Source organism: Vitreimonas sp., from assembly GCF_035627415.1.
Lineage (GTDB): Bacteria > Pseudomonadota > Alphaproteobacteria > Caulobacterales > Aquidulcibacteraceae > Vitreimonas.
Genome location: NZ_DASPLU010000038.1, coordinates 257,412 through 275,857 on the forward strand (window position 1 = coordinate 257,412; position 18,446 = coordinate 275,857).

General features: G+C 64.7%; 20 protein-coding genes. 11 read left to right on the forward strand and 9 right to left on the reverse strand.

Annotation, left to right across the window (positions count from 1 at the left end; all coding sequences use genetic code 11):
- Nucleotides 1-30: 30 nt before the first annotated feature.
- Complete coding sequence (locus VEA80_RS20065) at nucleotides 31-165, forward strand: hypothetical protein (RefSeq protein ID WP_325062577.1); 135 nt, start codon at nucleotides 31-33, stop codon at nucleotides 163-165.
- Between the two features lie 61 nt (nucleotides 166-226).
- Here the strand turns inward: VEA80_RS20065 and VEA80_RS20070 are convergent, their stop codons facing one another.
- Nucleotides 227-712 carry a pyridoxamine 5'-phosphate oxidase family protein gene (locus VEA80_RS20070; protein ID WP_325062578.1) on the reverse strand — a complete coding sequence of 162 codons (486 nt, stop codon included), beginning with the start codon at nucleotides 710-712 and terminating at the stop codon, nucleotides 227-229.
- A 43-nt stretch (nucleotides 713-755) separates the two neighbouring features.
- Nucleotides 756-932, reverse strand: a complete 177-nt coding sequence (locus tag VEA80_RS20075) for a hypothetical protein (protein WP_325062579.1) — start codon at nucleotides 930-932, stop codon at nucleotides 756-758.
- 53 nt (nucleotides 933-985) lie between these two features.
- Here VEA80_RS20075 and VEA80_RS20080 point away from each other — a divergent pair, with 53 nt between their 5' ends.
- A complete protein-coding gene (locus tag VEA80_RS20080; protein WP_325062580.1) occupies nucleotides 986-1,192 on the forward strand; it encodes a hypothetical protein in 207 nt (68 codons plus the stop codon).
- Nucleotides 1,193-1,308: 116 nt separating this feature from the next.
- The gene (locus VEA80_RS20085; RefSeq protein ID WP_325062581.1) at nucleotides 1,309-3,162 is read left to right on the forward strand and encodes an ABC-F family ATP-binding cassette domain-containing protein; all 1,854 of its coding nucleotides are present in this window, start codon (nucleotides 1,309-1,311) and stop codon (nucleotides 3,160-3,162) included.
- A 187-nt stretch (nucleotides 3,163-3,349) separates the two neighbouring features.
- Here VEA80_RS20085 and VEA80_RS20090 read toward each other — a convergent pair whose 3' ends face one another.
- From VEA80_RS20090 to VEA80_RS20105, 4 genes are all read right to left on the reverse strand, one after another.
- On the reverse strand, nucleotides 3,350-3,805 hold the full coding sequence (locus tag VEA80_RS20090; protein WP_325062582.1) for a VOC family protein: 456 nt from the start codon (nucleotides 3,803-3,805) through the stop codon (nucleotides 3,350-3,352).
- A 6-nt stretch (nucleotides 3,806-3,811) separates the two neighbouring features.
- Nucleotides 3,812-4,159: a KTSC domain-containing protein gene (locus VEA80_RS20095; protein WP_325062583.1), complete on the reverse strand. Its 348-nt coding sequence runs from the start codon at nucleotides 4,157-4,159 to the stop codon at nucleotides 3,812-3,814.
- Complete coding sequence (locus VEA80_RS20100) at nucleotides 4,152-4,664, reverse strand: zeta toxin family protein (protein WP_325062584.1); 513 nt, start codon at nucleotides 4,662-4,664, stop codon at nucleotides 4,152-4,154. The genes VEA80_RS20095 and VEA80_RS20100 overlap by 8 nt, the downstream gene beginning before the upstream one ends.
- A gap of 66 nt (nucleotides 4,665-4,730) precedes the next feature.
- Nucleotides 4,731-4,967 (reverse strand): hypothetical protein, encoded by a 237-nt coding sequence (locus VEA80_RS20105; protein WP_325062585.1) that lies wholly within the window; start codon nucleotides 4,965-4,967, stop codon nucleotides 4,731-4,733.
- A 59-nt stretch (nucleotides 4,968-5,026) separates the two neighbouring features.
- Between VEA80_RS20105 and VEA80_RS20110 the strand changes: the two genes are divergently transcribed.
- Complete coding sequence (locus VEA80_RS20110) at nucleotides 5,027-7,045, forward strand: ATP-dependent helicase (RefSeq protein WP_325062586.1); 2,019 nt, start codon at nucleotides 5,027-5,029, stop codon at nucleotides 7,043-7,045.
- Between the two features lie 73 nt (nucleotides 7,046-7,118).
- Here VEA80_RS20110 and VEA80_RS20115 read toward each other — a convergent pair whose 3' ends face one another.
- The 3 genes from VEA80_RS20115 to VEA80_RS20125 all read right to left on the reverse strand — a co-directional run bounded on the left by VEA80_RS20115 (nucleotide 7,119) and on the right by VEA80_RS20125 (nucleotide 11,731).
- Nucleotides 7,119-7,649 (reverse strand): GNAT family N-acetyltransferase, encoded by a 531-nt coding sequence (locus tag VEA80_RS20115; protein ID WP_325062587.1) that lies wholly within the window; start codon nucleotides 7,647-7,649, stop codon nucleotides 7,119-7,121.
- 10 nt (nucleotides 7,650-7,659) lie between these two features.
- Complete coding sequence (locus tag VEA80_RS20120; RefSeq protein WP_325062588.1) at nucleotides 7,660-8,982, reverse strand: aspartate aminotransferase family protein; 1,323 nt, start codon at nucleotides 8,980-8,982, stop codon at nucleotides 7,660-7,662.
- 100 nt (nucleotides 8,983-9,082) lie between these two features.
- Nucleotides 9,083-11,731 carry an autotransporter domain-containing protein gene (locus VEA80_RS20125; RefSeq protein ID WP_325062589.1) on the reverse strand — a complete coding sequence of 883 codons (2,649 nt, stop codon included), beginning with the start codon at nucleotides 11,729-11,731 and terminating at the stop codon, nucleotides 9,083-9,085.
- Nucleotides 11,732-11,879: 148 nt separating this feature from the next.
- Between VEA80_RS20125 and VEA80_RS20130 the strand changes: the two genes are divergently transcribed.
- The 7 genes from VEA80_RS20130 (at nucleotide 11,880) to VEA80_RS20160 (ending at nucleotide 18,446) form a co-directional block, all read left to right on the forward strand.
- Nucleotides 11,880-12,206, forward strand: coding sequence for a hypothetical protein (locus VEA80_RS20130; RefSeq protein WP_325062590.1), 327 nt, complete (start codon nucleotides 11,880-11,882; stop codon nucleotides 12,204-12,206).
- Between the two features lie 11 nt (nucleotides 12,207-12,217).
- The gene (locus tag VEA80_RS20135; protein ID WP_325062591.1) at nucleotides 12,218-13,561 is read left to right on the forward strand and encodes an aspartate aminotransferase family protein; all 1,344 of its coding nucleotides are present in this window, start codon (nucleotides 12,218-12,220) and stop codon (nucleotides 13,559-13,561) included.
- A complete protein-coding gene (locus tag VEA80_RS20140) occupies nucleotides 13,558-14,934 on the forward strand; it encodes a glutamine synthetase family protein (protein WP_325062592.1) in 1,377 nt (458 codons plus the stop codon). The genes VEA80_RS20135 and VEA80_RS20140 overlap by 4 nt, the downstream gene beginning before the upstream one ends.
- Before the next feature lie 20 nt (nucleotides 14,935-14,954).
- The gene (gene panD / locus VEA80_RS20145) at nucleotides 14,955-15,317 is read left to right on the forward strand and encodes an aspartate 1-decarboxylase (RefSeq protein WP_349257289.1); all 363 of its coding nucleotides are present in this window, start codon (nucleotides 14,955-14,957) and stop codon (nucleotides 15,315-15,317) included.
- Between the two features lie 146 nt (nucleotides 15,318-15,463).
- Nucleotides 15,464-16,561 (forward strand): spermidine/putrescine ABC transporter substrate-binding protein, encoded by a 1,098-nt coding sequence (locus VEA80_RS20150; protein ID WP_325062594.1) that lies wholly within the window; start codon nucleotides 15,464-15,466, stop codon nucleotides 16,559-16,561.
- A gap of 89 nt (nucleotides 16,562-16,650) precedes the next feature.
- The gene (locus VEA80_RS20155; RefSeq protein ID WP_325062595.1) at nucleotides 16,651-17,556 is read left to right on the forward strand and encodes an ABC transporter permease; all 906 of its coding nucleotides are present in this window, start codon (nucleotides 16,651-16,653) and stop codon (nucleotides 17,554-17,556) included.
- An 86-nt stretch (nucleotides 17,557-17,642) separates the two neighbouring features.
- Nucleotides 17,643-18,446, forward strand: a complete 804-nt coding sequence (locus tag VEA80_RS20160) for an ABC transporter permease (RefSeq protein ID WP_349257292.1) — start codon at nucleotides 17,643-17,645, stop codon at nucleotides 18,444-18,446.

Here is an 18,446-nt window from a genome sequence, read left to right on the forward strand (position 1 = left end):
TCATCCGCAACTTAGCAAAGGATGACGACAATGACCGACTTCAATCAAACCGAAGAAAAGACCGCCGCCTGCTGCAGCGAAGCGCAAGCGGCGTGCGCGTGCGACAACGCGGCGTGCAATTGCGCGCCGTGCACGTGCGGCGACAATTGCCGCTGCAACGACTGAGCAGGCAGGGCGTGCGCGGGCTTTCCGGCGCGCGCACGCCTGACTTTGTTCTTCCGGCCGATCAGCTCAGCGGCACGTCTGCGGTTTTGCCGCCGTAATCCTGCTTCGGATCGCGGCCGAGCAGCGCTTTGACGCCGGAAAATACGCTGTTTTCGTTGAGCCAGATGTGCGCGTGCGCCGGATCGAAGCGGATCAACTGCAGGCTCGGATCGTCCTTGCCGCCTTCGTACCAAGCGGCGACGAACGGATTCCACAGTCGTTCGATCACGCCGCGGTCGTAAACCAGGGAAAGCTCGCCGTGGACGCCTGCGAACAGGTCGTGGCCCTTGGCGGTGAAGTAGAGCACGCCCGGCTGGCCCATGCCGATCTCGTTCACGAGGTCGACGTCCTTCGATGAGAAGAACCAGACCGGCCCGCGCTCGTCGTCGCTTTCGAGCAGCGCCGTCATCGGCTGCGCCTCGCCGCTGCCTTCGACGCCGAGCAGCACCGTGCGGTCGGACTGCAGCTGCTTCCAGAACTTGTGGACGATCTCGCGTTCGCTCGGCATGGCGGCTCCCTTTCGACGCCGAGCGAACGGCGCCCGCGCGCGCTTAGTTCCCGCGCACTTTGCTGGTCAGCGGCGCGAATTCGATGCGCTTATGCAGGAGGCGGTTGCGGTCGCGTTTGGGATCGTAGGGGCGCCAGTTCACGCCGTCCTCGGACACGTCGTAACGGGCGATCTCGGAATCGGTGACGGTAGAAGAAGCGGTGCGGTCCTGTTGAAGCATGGCGCAGGGAAACATCTTCCCATCGGCCCGGGTTCCCGTGGTAAGCATGCGGGATGCGTAAGCCTCGTCGCCTCCTCGCCATTCTTGTCCTGACCGCTCTCACGCTTGCCGCCTGCGCCAGCACGAACGACGCCGGCTGGACCGGCGAGAACGCCGTTCCGTTCGACAACGCCCGCGCCGCCTGCGAGATCGAAACGCAGACGACCGAAGGCGCGCAGTTCGAGGCCTGCATGGCCGGCAAAGGCTGGACGCGGCCTTAGCGGATGTCAGGTATCAGGTGTCAGGTATGCGGGCGCCAGGCCTTGTGATCGCGGCCTCCGCGTGAGACGCGCACGCGACGATTCTGACACCTGACGCCTGACACCCGACACCTGAAATGCTCGAAATCTCCGATCTCACTTATCGCGTCGGCGCGCGGCCGCTGTTCGAGAACGCCAATGCGTTCATCGCCGAGGGCTGGAAAGTCGGCCTCGTCGGCCGGAACGGCACGGGCAAGTCGACGCTGCTGAGGCTGATCCGCGAGGAGGTCGGCAAGCCGAACGCTTCGATCCGGGTGCGGCGTGGGGCGCGGATGGGCTTCGTGGCGCAGGAAGCGCCGCAGGTGGATACGCCTCTCTTAGACCTGGTGATGGCGGCGGACGAGGAGATGACGTCGCTGCTGCAGGAAGCGGAGACAGCCGAAGATCCCCAGCGCATCGCCGACATTCATACGCGCCTCGCCGAGATCGACGGCTATTCCGGCGAGGCGCGCGCGAGCGCGATCATGGTGGGCCTCGGCTTCGAGCAGGACGATTTGCGCCGTCCTGCGCGCGAGTTCTCGGGCGGCTGGCGCATGCGCGCGGCGCTGGCGGGCGTGCTGTTCTCCGCGCCCGATCTCTTGATCCTCGACGAGCCGACCAATTATCTCGATCTCGAAGGCGCGGCGTGGCTGGAAGAATATCTGCGCGACTATCCGCACACTGTGGTGTGCGTCAGCCACGATCGCGAGATGCTGAACCGCTCGGTGACGCACATCCTGGCGCTGGACGAGAAAAAGCTCGAAGTCTTCGTCGGCGGCTATGACGCCTATCTGAAGAAGAAGGCCGAGCGCATCGCCCTCGCCACCGGGATGAAGGCTAAGCAGGACGCGCAGAAGGCGCACCTGCAGAAATTCATCGATCGCTTCCGCGCCAAGGCGTCGAAGGCCCGCCAGGCGCAGAGCCGGATCAAGCAGCTCGAAAAGATGCAGGACATCGCCGTGCCGCTGGAGGATCGGACGATTCCGTTTCATTTCGAGGACCCCGTGCAGCTCGCTTCACCGCTGGTGGTGCTGGACGAGGCCGATCTCGGCTACATCGAAGGCAAGCCGGTGCTGAAGCGCGTGTCGCTGCGGCTCGATCACGACGATCGCATCGTCATCATCGGCCCGAACGGGCAGGGCAAGACGACATTAGTGAAGTCGATCGCGGCGCGGCTGCCGCTGCTGGCGGGCAAACGTGTGGCGTCGAGCAAAGCCGTGATGGGCTATTTCAGCCAGGATCAGCTCGACGAATTGCGCGAAGGCGAAACCGTGCTCGAGCACGTGCGCGATCTCGAACCCGATTGGGCGCCGCCGAAGCTGCGCTCGCTCGCGGCGCGGATGGGGTTCGGGGTCGAGAAGATCGACACCAAGGTGCAGAATCTGAGCGGCGGCGAGAAGGTGCGGCTGTTGCTGGGGCTGATGGCGCATCAGAAGCCGCACGTGCTGATCCTCGATGAACCGACCTCGCACTTGGACATCGACAGCCGCGAAGCTTTGATCCACGCGATCAACGAATACGAAGGCGCGGTGCTGCTGATCACGCACGATATCTATCTGGCCGAGGCGTGCGCGGATCGGCTCTGGCTCGTCTATCACGGCCGGGCGCGGCAGTATGACGGCGATCTCGAAGATTATCGCAAGCTGGTCGCGGCGGCGGATCGGCCGGCGGACGAGGGCGAGAAGCCGGCCATCGCTAACACCGTGCAAGCGGAAGCGAAGCCGAAGCACTCCAAGTACACTCTGCAGCGGAAGCTTGAGGCGGCCGAGAAGGAGATCGAGCAGGCCAATGAAGCGCTGACGCGCATCGATGCGGCGCTCGCTGATCCCGAGCTGTTCACGCGCGATCAAAAGCGGGGCGAGAGCCTGCTGAAAGAACGCGCCCACGCCGCGACCGCGCTGGCGAAAGCGGAAGCGGCGTGGCTTGAGGTGAGCGAGGCGTTGGAAGATTAGTGCTCTTGAACCCTCTCCCTCTTTTGGGAGGGAGAGGGCAGGGTGAGGGTGGAGCGCTGGTGCTTGCTACGTTCGCGCGCGCGTTCGACTGGGCGCCCAGCCGCTCGGATCATCGCGCTCTGAAAAGTTCGCGCTCCACCCTCACCCCAACCCTCTCCTCCCACAGGAGGGAGAGGGAGCGACGGAGCTAACCCACCGGCGTGAGCGGCGCGTCCTTGATGCGATCCAGATTGCCGCTGCCGGGGATGAAGAGGGCTTCGATGCGGATGCCGTCGGGGTCTTCGAACAGCGTGGAGTAATAGCCCGGCGCCCAGGGGCCTTCTTCGCCGGTGCGGATGATCTTGGCGCCGAATGCTTGCATCGCGGCGGCGAGCGCGTCGACGTCTTCGCGCGCGCGCAGGCGGAAGCAGAAATGATGGAGGCCGATGCGCCATTGATCGAACGGCGTGTCCTGATGTTCGGGCGCGGCGTTGCGGATCAGCACGCCGGTGCGCGCGCCGATGCAGTAGAAGATTTGGCCGGGGACATCGTACTGGATCGCCATGCCGAAAGTTTCGTGCAGCAGCTTGTAATAGAACGGGCGCGACGCGGCGACGTCGCGGACGGTGAGCTGGATGTGGGCGATGCCATTTGGGGAGATCATGTGCGCCTAGCGCACTTCGCGATATTCGTAGGCGTCGCGAATGTTATGGTTGAAGTAGGCGCCTTGGGATTCGGCGCTCAGAAGCTCTTCGTACGTGTCGATCGGCACATCGTCGTAGACGTAGGTGCGGCCGCTTTTGAAGGCTATGCGGAGTTCACGTCGGTCGGAATCGTAGCCGATCCTCTCAATGGCTGTCGAAGAGACGTGCTCAACGACGTAGGCATTCGGCAGCCGCTTAGGCGGGCCGGCAGGAATTACGCGTCCGGCGCGCGACGAGCGCGGTCCGCTGGTCGCCACTTTGCCGGCCCTTTTAAGAGCGGCTTCAAGACCTGCGCGGGTTAGCTTCTTACTCATTCCATGCCTCTACAATTGGAAAGGCGCCTTCGATGCTATCACAAACGTACCACTCGTTCACTAGGTTCTTGTAGACGTCCAAATTGGCCAAGCTCCGCGTGAAGCGGCGGCGGATGGTTTCCGCCGGAATGCCGTGGCCTCCGCGGGCGACGCGAGCCGCTACTCTGGCGATTGAATCTTCTGCACTCGAAAGACGCAAGTAGACGAGGCCGATGTGATAGCCGGTCGCCTTCCATCCCGGAATCTTGCGTGCGTAGCTCAGCGAGGCCAGAGTCGTTTCAATCATCAAATCCTGGCGCGCCTCCACCACCAGCTCGATCTCGCACAACATCAGACGCGCTGCAGCGACGTCGAGATCGAGAGTCGGCACACCTCTTCGAGCGAGCTCAGCCGCCTTCTGGTCCGCGTTGACGTAAAGAAGGTCTTCGTAGTCGCGTTGAAACTGCTCGGCGAAGGTGCTTTTTCCGGCGCCGTTCGGACCGGCGAGGATAATGATTTCAGGCATCAGCGCGGTCGCTCGCCGCGACGTCGCGGACGGTGAGCTGGATGTGGGCGATGCCGCTTGGAGAGATCATGGGTCTTTCCGTAAGTGTGGAAATTTGTTTTCAATTGGCACAAGAATTTCGACGAATAGCGAGCCCATCATCTCGCCTAACACTCGACGAACCTCAACCTGTTGATCCGGAGGCAGGTCGTCTGAAACGATTTGTGTCAGCTCATTGAATGCGCCGCCGATGACGTGAACCTGCTCGGCAACACGTTCCGCGGCAGCCGCTGACCAAGTGATGTTTCTATCGATCTTATGCATCAACCTACCGTAACACTCCCCGCGTTGCGAACAAAGGCGAAACACTGCACGCTTGGGCGATGTCGCGAATCATCAGCGCAGCGCTTGAAGACCTGAACGCGGAGCAGCGCGCCGCCGTCGAGCATGGGCTTGAGCCGTTGCTGGTGATCGCTGGCGCGGGGTCGGGGAAGACGAAGACGCTGTCGTGCCGGGTGGCGCATTTGGTGGCGCAGGGGGCCGATCCGTCGCGGATTTTGTTGCTGACGTTTTCGCGGCGCGCGGCGAGCGAGATGATTGCGCGCGTCGGCAAGGTGATTGGCGACGTGCGCATTCCCTGGGCGGGGACGTTTCACGCGATTGGCGCGCGGCTGTTGCGCGAGTTGGCGCCGGTGATCGGGATCGATCCGGAGTTCACGATCCACGATCGCAGCGACAGCGCCGATCTCATGGGCATGGTGCGCCAGGAGCTAGGCGTGGCGACGGGCGCGAAAAGGTTTCCGATGAAGGGCACGTGCCTCGCCATCTATTCGCGCGTCGTGAATGCGGATGAATCGATCGCCGATGCGCTGGCGGCGGCGTTTCCGTGGTGCCGCGAGTGGGAAAGGGAGCTGAAGCCGCTGTTCGCGGCGTATGTGGAGGCGAAGCAGAAGCAGAACGTGTTGGATTATGACGATTTGTTGTGGCTTTGGGCCGAGGCGATGAATGAGCCGGCTTTAGCGCAGGAAGTCGGCACGCGGTTCGATCATGTGCTGGTCGATGAATATCAGGACACCAACAAGCTGCAGGCGCGCATTCTGTTGGCGATGAAGCCGGATGGGCGCGGCGTGACTGTGGTCGGCGACGACGCGCAGTCGATCTATTCGTTCCGCGCGGCGGACGTGCGCAACATTCTGGAGTTTCCGAAGGCGTTTGAGCCGCAAGCGCGGCTGGTGACGCTGGAGCAGAATTATCGCTCGACGTCGCCGATCCTCGCCGCGTCGAACGCGGTGATCGATCTGGCGCAAGAGCGCTTCACCAAGAACTTGCGCACGACGCGGAGCGGTGGCGGAGCGCCAAAGCTCGTCAGCGTGCGCGACGAGGCGGCGCAGGCCGCGTATGTGGCCGAATGCGTGCTGGAGGCGCGCGAGCGCGGTGTGGCGCTGACGCAGCAGGCGATCCTCTTCCGCGCGGCGGATTTCTCGGCGCCCGTGGAATTGGAGCTGGCCAAGCGCGACATTCCGTTCGTGAAGTTCGGCGGCTTGAAGTTTCTCGAAGCCGCGCACGTGAAGGATTTCCTCGCCATCCTGCGTTGGGCGCAAAACGGCGGCGACCGCATCGCCGGCTTTCGGACGCTGCAGCTGATCCCTGGCGTCGGGCCAGCGAAGGCGGCGCGCATTCTGGATGCGGTGGATGAGACGGGCGCGTACGGTGTCGTCCGCAACACGGCGCCGCCGGCGGGCGCGAGCGAAGCGTGGGAAGCGCTGAAGGATATGCTGGGCGTGATGGGCAAGACGCCGGCGTGGCCGAGCGATCTCGATCTCGCCGCGCGCTGGTATGGGCCGCTGATGAACGAGCGCTATGACGATGCGCGCGTCCGCGCGGGCGATATCGAGCAGCTGCAGCGGATTGGTTCGACGTTCGGCTCGCGCACGAGCTTTCTGACTGAACTCACGCTCGATCCGCCGAACTCGACCAGCGATGAAAGTGGGCCGTCCACCAAGGACGATGACTATCTCATCCTCTCCACCATTCATTCCGCCAAAGGACAGGAATGGAAGAACGTGTTCGTGCTGAATGTCGTCGATGGCTGCATGCCGTCCGACCTTGGCGCGGGCTCGACGGCGGAGCTGGAGGAGGAGCGGCGGCTTCTCTACGTGGCGATGACGCGGGCGAAGGATGAGCTGCATCTCATCACGCCGCAGCGCTTCTATCACACGCAGCAGGGCAAGGGCGGCGATAAGCACGTCTACGCCATCCGATCGCGATTTTTGCCGACGCAGATTCTGCCGAAGTTCGAAGAGACGAGCTGGGCGGCGGGCGAAGGCGTGGGCGACTTCGCATCCCGTGGCCCGTTGCCGAAGATCGATCTGGCGGCGAAGGCGCGGAGTAGATTCGGGTAGCGTGCGTGGCGTCGCGCTTCGACAGGCTCAGCGTGACGCCATGCTGGGCATCGCGCCAACGTCCACAATAGCGTCAGCCTGAGCTTGTCGAAGGCGGCGCGGGCCACGAGGCCTCGGCGGGGCGGCGCATGATATGGTGTGGGACGGTGTGCGCTGTTTTTGTGTCGCGATCGACGGCGAATCCGAACTTTTCGTAGAAGCGGATGGCGCGGGCGTTGAACTGGATCACCGTGAGCCAGATCGGCTTGTCGCGGCCGAGCCAATCGAGGCCGGCATCCATCAGCGCGCGGGAGACCGGCGAGCCGTGGAAGTCCGGATGCACCATCAGCCAGTCGAGTTCGTGGCCGTGGGTCGCGTGACGGGCGGCGACGACGAAGCCGGCGAAACGGCTGTCGATGAAGGCGGCGATGAAGCAATGGTCGACGCTCGCCGCCGCCTCTTCGCAGACGCGCGCGCTCATGGCGACGACGCGCTTGTTGGCCGCGATCTGCTCGGATGTGAGCGGGGCGGCGTAGAAGGTGGCGTTGGTCGCCGCTTCGGTCAGGGCTTCGATCGCGCCGGGCGCGAAGCGCGCCAAGGCGGCTTGGTTTTGCAACAGCTTCATGTAGGGAGGGTCAGGCTACTTGTTTCAGTGCGGTGCGCACGGTATCGGCGATCTGATCGATTTGCGCTTTCTCGACGATGAGCGGCGGAGAAAACGCGATGATGTCGCCGGTCACGCGGACGAGCACGCCGGCGTCGAAGCATTTGCGGAAGACTTCGAGGCCGCGCTGCGTCGGCGCGCCGGGGCGTGGTTCGAGTTCGATGCCGCCGATGAGGCCCAGATTGCGGATGTCGATGACGTGCGGGGCGTCTCGCAAGGAGTGCATCGCGTCTTCCCAGTAGGGCGCGAGCTCGGCGGCGCGTTCGAACAGGCGCTCGTCCTTGAAGGTGTCGAGCGTGGCGAGGCCGGCGGCGCAGGCGAGGGGATGGGCGCTGGTGGTGTAGCCGTGGAAGAGCTCGATCGGGGTGTCGCTGGCGGCGAGGATAGTGTCGTAGATCTCGCGCGAGGAGGCGACGGCGCCCATCGGCACGGCGGCGTTGGTGATGGCTTTCGCCATGGTGAGGATGTCGGGCTTCACGTCGAAGTATTGCGCCGCGAATGGCGCGCCGAGGCGCCCGAAGCCGGTGATGACTTCGTCGAAGATCAAGAGGATGTCGTGCCTGCTGCAGAGCTCGCGCAGACGTTCGAGATATCCTTTGGGCGGAATGAGCACGCCGGTTGAGCCCGCGACGGGCTCGACCATCACGGCGGCGATGGTCGAGGCGTCATGCAGTTGCACGAGCCGCTCAAGCGCGTCGGCGAACTCGGCGCCGTGCTCGGGCTGGCCGCGCGAGAAGGCGTTGCGGGCAAGGTCGTGCGTGTGCGGCAGGTGGTCGACGCCGCCGATCAGCGGCCCGAACGTCATGCGATTGCGGACGATGCCGCCGAGGCTGATGCCGCCGAAGTTCGCGCCATGATAGCCGCGTTCGCGACCGATCAATCTGAACTTGCCCGGCTTGCCGCGTGCGCGCTGATAGGCCAGTGCGATCTTGAGCGCGGTGTCAGCGGATTCCGAGCCGGAATTGGTGAAGAACACACGGTCCATGCCGTCGGGGAGGATTTCACCCAAGCGGTTGGCGAACTCGAACGCGGTGGGATGGCCGAAGTTGAACGTGGTGGCGTAGTCGAGTTTCGCCGCGGCGCGCTGGATCGCTTCGACGATGCGCGTTCGGCCGTGGCCGGCGGAGCAGCACCAGAGCCCTGACGTTGCGTCGAGCACGGCGCGGCCGTCGGGCGTGTAATAGTGCATGCCTTCGGCGCGCACGACCATGCGCGGATCGGCCTTGAACGCCCGGTTCGGGGTGAACGGCATCCAGAAGGCGTCGAGCGAGTTTGGGCGCGGACTGTCGGGCATATACGGAGTATGGACCGGTCCCGCGTAACGTCGCAATCGGCAAACGAAAAGGACCGCCGGCTTTTGCCGGCGGTCCCAATCTCTCGCACAGACGTGCAGCTTACCAGGCGAGACGCGCGCCGAGACGCGCGCCGTGCTCGGTTTCGTTGTCGCTGAAGTCGCCGCGATAGTGCGCGTAGAGTTCGACACGATCGCCGAGTTCGGCAACGAAGCCGAGGCCCGTCTCGAGGCCGGTCTGGCCGGGATCGGACGATTCCACTTTGAAGGTCGCGCCATGCAGCGCAGCGACGGCGTTCGACCCGCCCGCATCGGCAGAGTGCACGACATAGGCTTGCGCATAAGGCCGTAGAGTCAGCCCCATGGCCTGCGCCTCGCGGCTATAGCGCGCACCGAAGCGGAAGCGGGTGGCTTCGTCGCTCCTGTTGTCGAAGCTGAGCGCGACGGCGCCGTCGCCGGTTTCGGCGAAGGAGTCGCGCTCGGTCTGGTCCCAGGAGACGCCGGCGGAAAGGTCGAACTGCGCGCCCCAGGCTTGGATGATGCGGCCGAACTCGAAGTCGACTGCCACTGTCTCGCCGTCCGCCGAGGAAGTGAGCGCTTCCACGCCGGTGCTGAGTGCGACGCTGCGGTCGATGTCGTAGCGATCGACGCTGTAGGCGATGGCGCTGTTAGTGAAGAGAGCGCCATCGCTCCAGCGGGCGTAGCCCATAGCCTGATAGGATTGCACTTCAGCGCGGCCGTCGCCGCGGGCGACGCCTTCGACGTAAGCCAGCGCGCCGCCGACGATCCAGTTGCCGGCCGGCGCGTCGGCGCCGACGATCATGCCGCCATTGCGATAGTCATAGCCGTTGGCGTTGCGGTCATAGCTGACCTCGGCGTCCGCGCCGACGATCTCGCCCCATATCTGGCGCGCCGGTTCGTTCGCGGCGAGGCGGGCGAACACGGTTTCGCGGCCGACGCGGCTGTTGCGGTGCGCGGCTTCGATGCCGGTGGCGTGGATGTCGCCGGACACTTGCTGGAAGACGAGCGCGAGTTCGTCTTCGTCGTAGCCGGCGAGGCCGTCGAAGAAGGCGCCGACATCGCCCGAACCGGTGTTGGCGGCGGGACGCACGGTTTGCAGCGCTGCAGCCGCGGAGCGGGCGTTGGCGCGCCCGCCGGTGAGCAGGCTGTAGTCTGACGCGGTGACAGCGAGCACGATCGTGTCGTCGCCGTAGATGACATCGAAGCGCGTGCCTGTCGCGAGGCCGCTCGCAGGCTGCGTCAGCGCGTCGAACGCGCCGGCGACGCCGCCCTCGGCGGTGACGATGGTGAAGGTGTCGCCGACCGACGGCGTGAAGGTATTGTTGGCCGGGGCGGTGATGCCGCGCAGGATCGGCGCGAGCGTGCCGTCAGCGGTGAACACGCTGGTCGCGCCGGTGAGAACGAGCGTGTCGTAATGGCCGGCGCCGTTGCCGATGGTGAGGCCGTCGATGTCGATCTGCAGCGTTGAGCCGGGAAGCTGCGTTACGCTGCCGGCGACGACGAGCTGGCCGGGAGAATTGCCGGGCGAGAGCGTGCCGGACACCTCGACATCGCCGACGATCTGGCCGGCGCCCGACATGAACGCACCGGGATCGACCCAGACATTGCCGGTGAAGATCGAATTGAAGGCCATTTCGCCTTCTTCGACGCAGGCGCCGATCGCGTTCGAGCCGTTGGCGCGCAGGTCGAGTTCGCCGAGACCGCGTTTGTAGAGGCAAGATGAGCCCGAGATGGCGCCGTTCAAGGTGAGCGTCAGGTCGTCGCCGACGATGATCTCGCCGCCATGGCCGCCGTCGATGACGATGTCGCGCTCGATCGTCATCGTGTCGAGCGCCGTGAACGAGCCGTGACTCAGCGTCAGCACCGCGCCGTCGGCGCCCAGCGCCGCATCATTGCTGGCGGCGATGCCGGCGTGATTGGCGATAAAGCCGCCGTTGGTGTTGACGCCGGTCAGCGTGACAACGCCATCGCCGACGACGCTGATCACGCCGTCGCCGCTGAAGCCGCCGTCGAACGTCGAGTCCATCAGATTGGTGTCGATCGTGCCGCCGCTGGTGTTGACGGTGAAATTGCTGGCGACGGTCTGCGAGCCGCCAACGATCTGAAGCGTGCCGCCATCGAAGATGAGATCGGCTGCGCCGGCGAATTCGTCCGAGGTGAAGGTGATGCGGCTGGTGTCGATTGTCGCGGGGCCTGCGCCGATGATAACGAGCTGCCCGTTTGAATCGATTATGAACGCACCGGCGTTGATCATCGGATCGGAGGGCTCCCAGTTCGCGGTGAAACTGGAGCCGGCGTTGTAGCCGAATGTATAGGAGCCGGCGAGAAGATCGAGGAAGGTGACGTATTGGAAGGCGTAGATGTAGTGGCCGCTCGGATCGCCGGAGAGACCGCCCATGCCGTCGGGGAAGAAGTAATTGACGCCAGGGGTCAGGCCCGCCGGCATCGTGCCGTCAGAGACGCCGTCGAAGCCCGGAACGAGCTGAAACGGGTTGGTGCCGACGAGTGTGTTTGTGTCGACATTGGTCAGGTCGAGCGCGCCTTCGGGCGCACCGGTGCCGTTGTGCCACGAGCCATAGAAGATGTTGACGTTGAAGAGGCCGTCGCCTGACCCTGCGCTGATCACGAAGCCCAGCGAGTCGGTATGGGCCGATGCGTTCGGCGCCAGCGCCACGGCGGCCGCTAATGCGGTGGATGCGTGAAGCGCGGCCTTGCGAATTGTCTGTCTCACGAATGCTTCCCCCAAGAAGAGCGTCGACGACGCGGCGGGAAACTCGTGCTGACGTGCCTAATCAAGACTGAATTGAACTGTGCTTTCAAAGCGCTACGCCGGAGGGTATAGGTCGGGCCTAGACCGCGTTTTCTCGACGGGTGGCGACATGGTGGCGTTCGGCGATACGACAACACTGACCGGCAAGTCCGGCGCGCAATACGAGTTCTCGATCTTTCCCCGCTTCACGCGCTTCAAGCCAAACGCTGGCGTCTATGTGATGGGTCGGGGCCAGGGCGCGGATCAGTATGCGTTCTGCTTTGTCGGACACGCGCGCGATTTGTCCGTGCGTCCGCTGAATGCGGCTAAGACTGAGTGTTTCGGCGCGTTCGGCGTCGATCATATCTTCATTCTCGAAGAGCCCAACGAGACGCGACGCGCGCAGATCGCCGATGATCTGATCCAGGCCTATACGCCGCGCTGCAATACGATCTGACCGCGTTCGCGATGTCTCTCGCAGATCTGATCGAGCGTGAGACGCAGGCGTTTCTCGAAACGCACCCGCGGTGCGCGGCCGAGGCCGGCGCGCTGAAGACGCACTGGCTGTTCGGCGCGCCGTTTCACTGGATGAACGATTGGGCCGCGCCGGCCACAATCGTGGCCGAGGACGCCGACGGCGCGGTGCTGACCGATATCGACGACAACACCTATGACGATTTCTGCCTTGGCGACACGCCGGGCATGTTCGGCCATGCGCGGTCGGAAGTGGCGCGCGCTGTCGCGGAGCAGGCGCGGCGCGGGGCGACGTTCATGCTGCCGACGGAAGCCGCGGCGGAGGTCGGCGCGCTGCTGGCGGAGCGGTTCGGCCTGCCGCTGTGGCAAACGACGCTCTCGGCTTCGGACGCGAACCGGGCGCTGCTGCGCTGGGCGCGGGCGGTGACGGGAAAATCCGTGATCGTCGTGTTCGACGGCTGTTATCACGGCATGGTCGAGGATTGCTTCGTCGAAATCCGGCACGGGCGCACGCGGCCCGACCCTGGGCTGATCGGCCAGGTGTTCGACATGACGCGCACGACGCGCGCCGTGCCGTTCAACGACGTCCGCGCGCTGGAGGCGGCGTTGGCGCCGGGGGATGTCGCGACGGTGCTGGCTGAGCCGGCGATGACCAATTGCGGGATGATCCTGCCGGAGGCGAATTATTGGAAGCGGGCGCAGGCGCTGGCGAAGAAGGCCGGCGCGCTGCTGATCCTGGATGAGACGCATACCTTGTCGAGCGGGCTGGGCGGGGCGACGAAGGCGTGGGGGCTCGAGCCGGATGCGCTGGTGATCGGCAAGGCGATCGCCGGCGGCTATCCGGCAGCGGTGTGGGGCGTGAGCGCGGAGTTGGCGGAGAAGATTGCGGCGGCCCCACGCGGGCACGGCCGCTCCGGCATCGGCACGACGCTGGCCGGCAACGCGATGGGAATCGCGGCCATCCGGGCGACGTTGCGGGAGCTGGCGACGCCGCTGGCGTACGAAGCGATGCTGACGGGCGCGGAATCGCTGGTGGCGAAACTGCGCGATGTGATCGCCAAGCGCGCGCTGCCCTGGTGCGTCGTGCATGTGGGCGCGCGGGCGGAGATCGTGTTTGCGCCGGAGCCGCCCAAGAATGCTGCGGAGATGCGGCCGGCTTTGGCGCAGACCGAGCTGAACCACGCGCTGCATCTTTATCTGATCAATCGCGGCGTGCTGATCGCGCCGTTTCACACCATGATGCTCGTCAGCCCGATGACGAGCGCGCAACAGATTGACCGGCTCGTCGCGGCGGTCGATAGCTTCGCCGCCGAATACCTCCAAGAAAGCGCCGCATGAGCATCGCCGAGCCGAAGGAAGCGCAAGGCTTCCTCGACAAGCATCCCGAGATCGAGTTTTTCGAGATCGTCTTCACCAACATGGCCGGCGTGCCGCGCGGCAAGAGGCTGCGCCGTCACGAAATCATGGCCGTGTACGAGCAAGGGCGTTTCCTGCCGGGCTCGATTCTGGTGAACGACATCACCGGGCAGGATGTCGAAGCGACGGGGCTTGTCTGGGAGGACGGCGACGCCGACCGTATCGCCCGCCCGATTGCCGGGCGGCTGACGCAGGCGCCGTGGCTTGGCCCCGACGTCGCGCAGGTTCCGGTGTCGATGTACGAACTGGACGGGACGCCGCACGATCTCGACCCGCGCCATGTATTGAAGCGCGTGATCGATCGCTTCGCGGCCGATGGGCTCACGCCGGTGGTGGCGTGCGAACTGGAATATTATCTGGTCGACGCCGAGCGCACGCCGGAAGGCGGCATCCAGCTTCCGCCGTCGCCGTTCACGGGCGATCGCGCGATGCAACACCAGGTGTACGGCCTGCGCGAGGTGGAAGAGGCGAGCGATTTCCTGCGCGACCTCTGGGAAAGCGCCGATGCGATGGGCGTGCCGCTCGAAGGCGCGATCAGCGAATATGCGCCGGGGCAATTGGAGCTGACGCTGAAGCATCACGCCGACGCGTTGCGCGCGGCGGACGATGCGGTGCTCTATAAGCGTTCGGCCAAGGGCTGTGCGTTGCGGCACGGCTGCGAGGCGACGTTCATGGCCAAGCCGTTCGCCGACTTGGCGGGTTCGGGCATGCACCTGCACGTGAGCGTCAACGACAAGGCGGGGAAGAACATCTTCGCCTCCGAGAAGCCCGAGGGCGAGCCGGTGCTGGCGCATGCAGTCGGCGGGATGAAGGCGCTACTGGCGGATTCGATGGCGATCTTCGCGCCGAACGCGAACTCGTACCGTCGGTTCAAGGCCAATTCCTATGCGCCGGTCGCGCCGACCTGGGGCGTCAACAACCGCACCGTCTCGTTCCGGGTGCCCGCGGGGGCGCCGCACACGCGGCACATCGAACATCGGGTCGCCGGCGCCGACGCGCACCCGACGTTGGCGCTGGCGGCGCTGCTTGCGGCTGTCCATCACGGCATTGCGAACAAGATCGATCCCGGGCCGGCGATCGTCGGCGACGGCTATGCCCAGGCGGCCGGGTCCGGTGAGCGGATACCAACAAATTGGTTCGCTGCGGTGGACCGCTTCGCCGAGTCGGAGGTGCTGAAGGACTATCTGGGCGAACGCTTCGTGCGGATGTTCTCGATCGTGAAGCGGGTTGAGCAGGAGCGCTACCAAAGCGTCATTCCCAACACCGATTTCGACTGGTATTTGCGCACCTGCTGATTTGCAGCCGGGACGAATGCATGCGCTGGGTAATGCGGTCGAAGCTCCACAATGGGCGCGTCACCGACGCCAACCTCACTTACGTGGGCTCGATCGAGATCGATATGGACTTGGTCGACGCGGTCGGCATGTGGGAGGGCGAGCGCGTTCTGGTGGTCTCCAACACCTCCGGCGCGCGGCTCGAGACCTACATCATCGCCGGCGAGCGCGGCTCGGGCATCATCTCGATCAACGGCGCGGCGGCGCATCTGATCAAGAAGGGTGAGCAGGTCATCGTCATGGGCTTCGAACTGACCAAAGAGCCTATCCGCCCGAGCGTCGTGCTCCTGAGCGACGAAAACCGCATCGTCGAGTGGCTGGACGGCGAGCGCAACGCCCGCTGAGGCGGCAGACCCGATCATCGCGCCAAGAAAATTGTCCCGAATGCGATCACAGATATTGCGTGTCGGCGCGATTTGCGTGCTTGTTACCGTCCGGTCCAGTTGCGGCGGTCCGCCCCGGCGGCGGCCTGTAGGGAAGGGCGCACGAGATGAGCAAGGGTAGATTTTTGAAAGGCGCGTCGCGCCGCTCCATGCTGCAGCAGTTCGGCGCGGCGGCGATCGGCATCTCGTTCGCCGGCGGGCTCTCGGCCTGCGGGCGCGGCGGCGGGCGCTCCGTGAACTTCTACAACTGGGATACGTACATCGGCCCGACCACGCTGGACGACTTCCGCGCGGCGTCGGGCGTCAATGTCAATATGAGTCTGTTCTCGACCAACGACGAGTTGTTCGCGCGACTGCGCGCCGGCAACCCTGGCTACGACGTGATCGTGCCGTCGAACGAGTTCGTCACACGCATGAGCCAGGCGCAAATGATCCAGGAGCTGGATCGCTCGCTGATCCCGAACTTCGCCAACCTCGCGCCGGAATTCCAGGACGCGCCATTCGATCAGGGCCGGCGCTATTCGGTGCCGTACACGTGGCTGACGCTCGGCATCGCCTATCGCAAGTCGGCGATGCCGCAAGGCTTCACGCCCGACAGCTGGCGCTATCTGTTCGACAGCCCGCAATTTACGCAGCGGATCGCGGTGCTGTCGGAATCGGCGGACCTCATTCGCTTGTGCGCGAAGTACAAGGGGCTTTCGCTCAACAACATCCCGGATCAGGCGCTGACCGAAATCGAGCAGATGCTGATCCGCCAAAAGCCGCACATCAAGGCGTTCCACGAAGACGACGGCCAGGATTTGCTGGTCGCCGGCGAGGTCGATCTCGTGCTCGAATATTGCGGCGACATCGCCCAGATCGTGGCCGAGCACGGCGATGCGGAATACGGCTGGGTGATCCCGCGCGAAGGCACGCTGATCAACCAGGACTGCCTCTGCATTCCCACCGGCGCGCCGAACGTCGCCGACGCGCACGCCTTCATCAACTATCTGCTGGATGCCGAAGCCGGTCAGAAGATCACCGAAGAGATCCAGTATCCGACGCCGAACGCGGCGGCGCGGGCGCTGATGCCCGATGCATACAAGAACAATCCGATCATCTTCCCGACGCCCGAGGTGATGGCCGCCAGCGAATACGGCGCGTTCGAAGGCGACGAGCGGGCGCGGCTCTACGAAGAGATCTTCACCCGCGTCAGCGCGGCTTGATCTTGGTCCGCCGGCGTCCCCCCGGCAGCCGTTGATCTGACGTTCGGAAAGTGCGCGCCGGCGAGACGCCGGCGGTCCAAGAGGAACGCATGCAGCAGAGCTGGAAGCAGGCGAGGGCGGCGTTTGCGGCGGTGGCCGCGCCGCCTCTGCTTTGGCTCGCGCTCTTCTTCGTCATCCCGCTGGCGGTGATCTGGGCCTACACGTTCGGCGAGAACACCGGGCCGGTGACGATCGATTTCACCGGCACGTTCGCGAACTATGCGCGGGCGCTGGAGCCGCTTTATCTCGGCATTTTCGTCAAGAGCGTCGTCGTCGCCGGGATCACGACGCTGCTGTGCCTGATCATCGGCTTTCCGGTGGCGCTGGCGATCGCGTTTGCGTCGCCGCGAATGAAGGCCTGGCTGCTGCTGCTGATCATGCTGCCGTTCTGGACCAATCTGCTGATCCGCACGTTCGCGCTGATCGCCGTGCTGCGCGAGCAGGGCTACGTCAATTTCGCGCTGGAATGGCTGTGGAATAATGCCAGCGGGTTCATGACGCTCGCCGGGATGCAGCCGCTCGGCGATTACGAGCCGCTCACTTTGCTTTACAACAACACGGCGGTGGTGATCGGGCTTGTTTACGTGCACCTGCCGTTCATGGTGCTGCCGCTCTATTCGGCGCTCGACCGGATGGATCGCTCGCTGATGGAGGCGAGCCTCGATCTCGGCGCTGGGCACATGCGCACGATCTGGTCCGTGGTCGTGCCGCTGGCGGCGCCTGGGATCGCGTCGGGCGTGCTGATCACCTTCATTCCGGCGCTCGGCGCCTATCTCACGCCCGACCTGCTTGGTGGAACTGACAGCCAGATGATCGCCAACGTGATCGAGCGGCAGTTCAAGCGCGCCAACGACTGGCCGTTCGGCGCGGCGCTGTCGTTCCTGCTCATGTACTTGACGTTCATCGCCATTGCCGCGCAGGCGCTGGTGCAACGCAAAGCCGAGCGGAGGGCGTAGTGGCGAAGGAAGCGCTTCCCGTCGCCGCCGCGACGCTCACCGACCCGCCGCCGCTGAAACGCGAGAAGCCGGGGCCGCTCGAATATATGCGGCGCTGGCCGCTGCAACTGATCGTCGGGCTGACGCTGCTGTTTCTTTATCTGCCGCTGATCACGCTGATGGCGTTCAGCTTCAACGACAGCCGCCGCAACATCGTCTGGCAGGGCTTCACCTTCAAATATTACGAGAAAGCTCTCGGCAACGAGTCGCTTATCGAAGCCTTCGTCAATTCGCTGACCATCGCCTTCTTCTGCACGATCGCCTCGGTGATCCTCGGCGCATTGGCCGCGGTGATGCTGTGGCGCTTTCGCTTTCCGGGCAAGACGGCTGTGGAAGGCACGCTGGCGTTGCCGATCGTGGTGCCGGAGATCTGCCTTGGCGTGGCGATGCTGGTGTTTTTCGCGCGCGTGCTGCCGTGGCCGATGGGGCTGCCCTGGCCGTTCAATCTCGGCGCCATCACCATCGCCCACATCTCTTTCGCGTTCCCGTTCGTGGCGACGGTGGTGCGGGCGCGGCTCGCCTCGTTCAACCGCGAACTCGAGGAGGCGGCGAAGGATCTGGGCGCCAGCGAATGGCGCACGTTCTGGGACGTGCTGGTGCCGCATATGCAGCCGGCGCTTGTCGCCGGCGCGCTGCTGGCGTTCACCTTATCGCTCGACGATTTCGTCATCACATTTTTCACGTCCGGGCCGGACACGATCACATTCCCGGTCAAGGTCTATTCGATGCTGCGCTTTTCGGTGACGCCGGAAGTGAACGCCGCGTCCACGATTCTGATCGTGCTGACGGTGGTGCTGACGGCGGTTGGCCTCCACCTGCAGAACCAGGCGCCGAAAGAAGGCAAGGCTTGA

What these genes read in the sequence shown, in the direction of transcription:
- VEA80_RS20115 (WP_325062587.1), bottom strand. Translation starts at nt 7,649, where the DNA reads ATGAAGCTGTTGCAAAACCAAGCCGCCTTGGCGCGCTTCGCGCCCGGC.
- VEA80_RS20135 (WP_325062591.1), top strand. Translation starts at nt 12,218, where the DNA reads ATGTCTCTCGCAGATCTGATCGAGCGTGAGACGCAGGCGTTTCTCGAA.
- panD (WP_349257289.1), top strand. Translation starts at nt 14,955, where the DNA reads ATGCGCTGGGTAATGCGGTCGAAGCTCCACAATGGGCGCGTCACCGAC.
- VEA80_RS20075 (WP_325062579.1), bottom strand. Translation starts at nt 932, where the DNA reads ATGCTTCAACAGGACCGCACCGCTTCTTCTACCGTCACCGATTCCGAG.
- VEA80_RS20140 (WP_325062592.1), top strand. Translation starts at nt 13,558, where the DNA reads ATGAGCATCGCCGAGCCGAAGGAAGCGCAAGGCTTCCTCGACAAGCAT.
- VEA80_RS20155 (WP_325062595.1), top strand. Translation starts at nt 16,651, where the DNA reads ATGCAGCAGAGCTGGAAGCAGGCGAGGGCGGCGTTTGCGGCGGTGGCC.
- VEA80_RS20110 (WP_325062586.1), top strand. Translation starts at nt 5,027, where the DNA reads ATGTCGCGAATCATCAGCGCAGCGCTTGAAGACCTGAACGCGGAGCAG.
- VEA80_RS20105 (WP_325062585.1), bottom strand. Translation starts at nt 4,967, where the DNA reads ATGCATAAGATCGATAGAAACATCACTTGGTCAGCGGCTGCCGCGGAA.
- VEA80_RS20085 (WP_325062581.1), top strand. Translation starts at nt 1,309, where the DNA reads ATGCTCGAAATCTCCGATCTCACTTATCGCGTCGGCGCGCGGCCGCTG.
- VEA80_RS20070 (WP_325062578.1), bottom strand. Translation starts at nt 712, where the DNA reads ATGCCGAGCGAACGCGAGATCGTCCACAAGTTCTGGAAGCAGCTGCAG.
- VEA80_RS20080 (WP_325062580.1), top strand. Translation starts at nt 986, where the DNA reads ATGCGTAAGCCTCGTCGCCTCCTCGCCATTCTTGTCCTGACCGCTCTC.
- VEA80_RS20100 (WP_325062584.1), bottom strand. Translation starts at nt 4,664, where the DNA reads ATGCCTGAAATCATTATCCTCGCCGGTCCGAACGGCGCCGGAAAAAGC.
- VEA80_RS20095 (WP_325062583.1), bottom strand. Translation starts at nt 4,159, where the DNA reads ATGAGTAAGAAGCTAACCCGCGCAGGTCTTGAAGCCGCTCTTAAAAGG.
- VEA80_RS20120 (WP_325062588.1), bottom strand. Translation starts at nt 8,982, where the DNA reads ATGCCCGACAGTCCGCGCCCAAACTCGCTCGACGCCTTCTGGATGCCG.
- VEA80_RS20150 (WP_325062594.1), top strand. Translation starts at nt 15,464, where the DNA reads ATGAGCAAGGGTAGATTTTTGAAAGGCGCGTCGCGCCGCTCCATGCTG.
- VEA80_RS20130 (WP_325062590.1), top strand. Translation starts at nt 11,880, where the DNA reads ATGGTGGCGTTCGGCGATACGACAACACTGACCGGCAAGTCCGGCGCG.
- VEA80_RS20160 (WP_349257292.1), top strand. Translation starts at nt 17,643, where the DNA reads ATGCGGCGCTGGCCGCTGCAACTGATCGTCGGGCTGACGCTGCTGTTT.
- VEA80_RS20065 (WP_325062577.1), top strand. Translation starts at nt 31, where the DNA reads ATGACCGACTTCAATCAAACCGAAGAAAAGACCGCCGCCTGCTGCAGC.
- VEA80_RS20090 (WP_325062582.1), bottom strand. Translation starts at nt 3,805, where the DNA reads ATGATCTCCCCAAATGGCATCGCCCACATCCAGCTCACCGTCCGCGAC.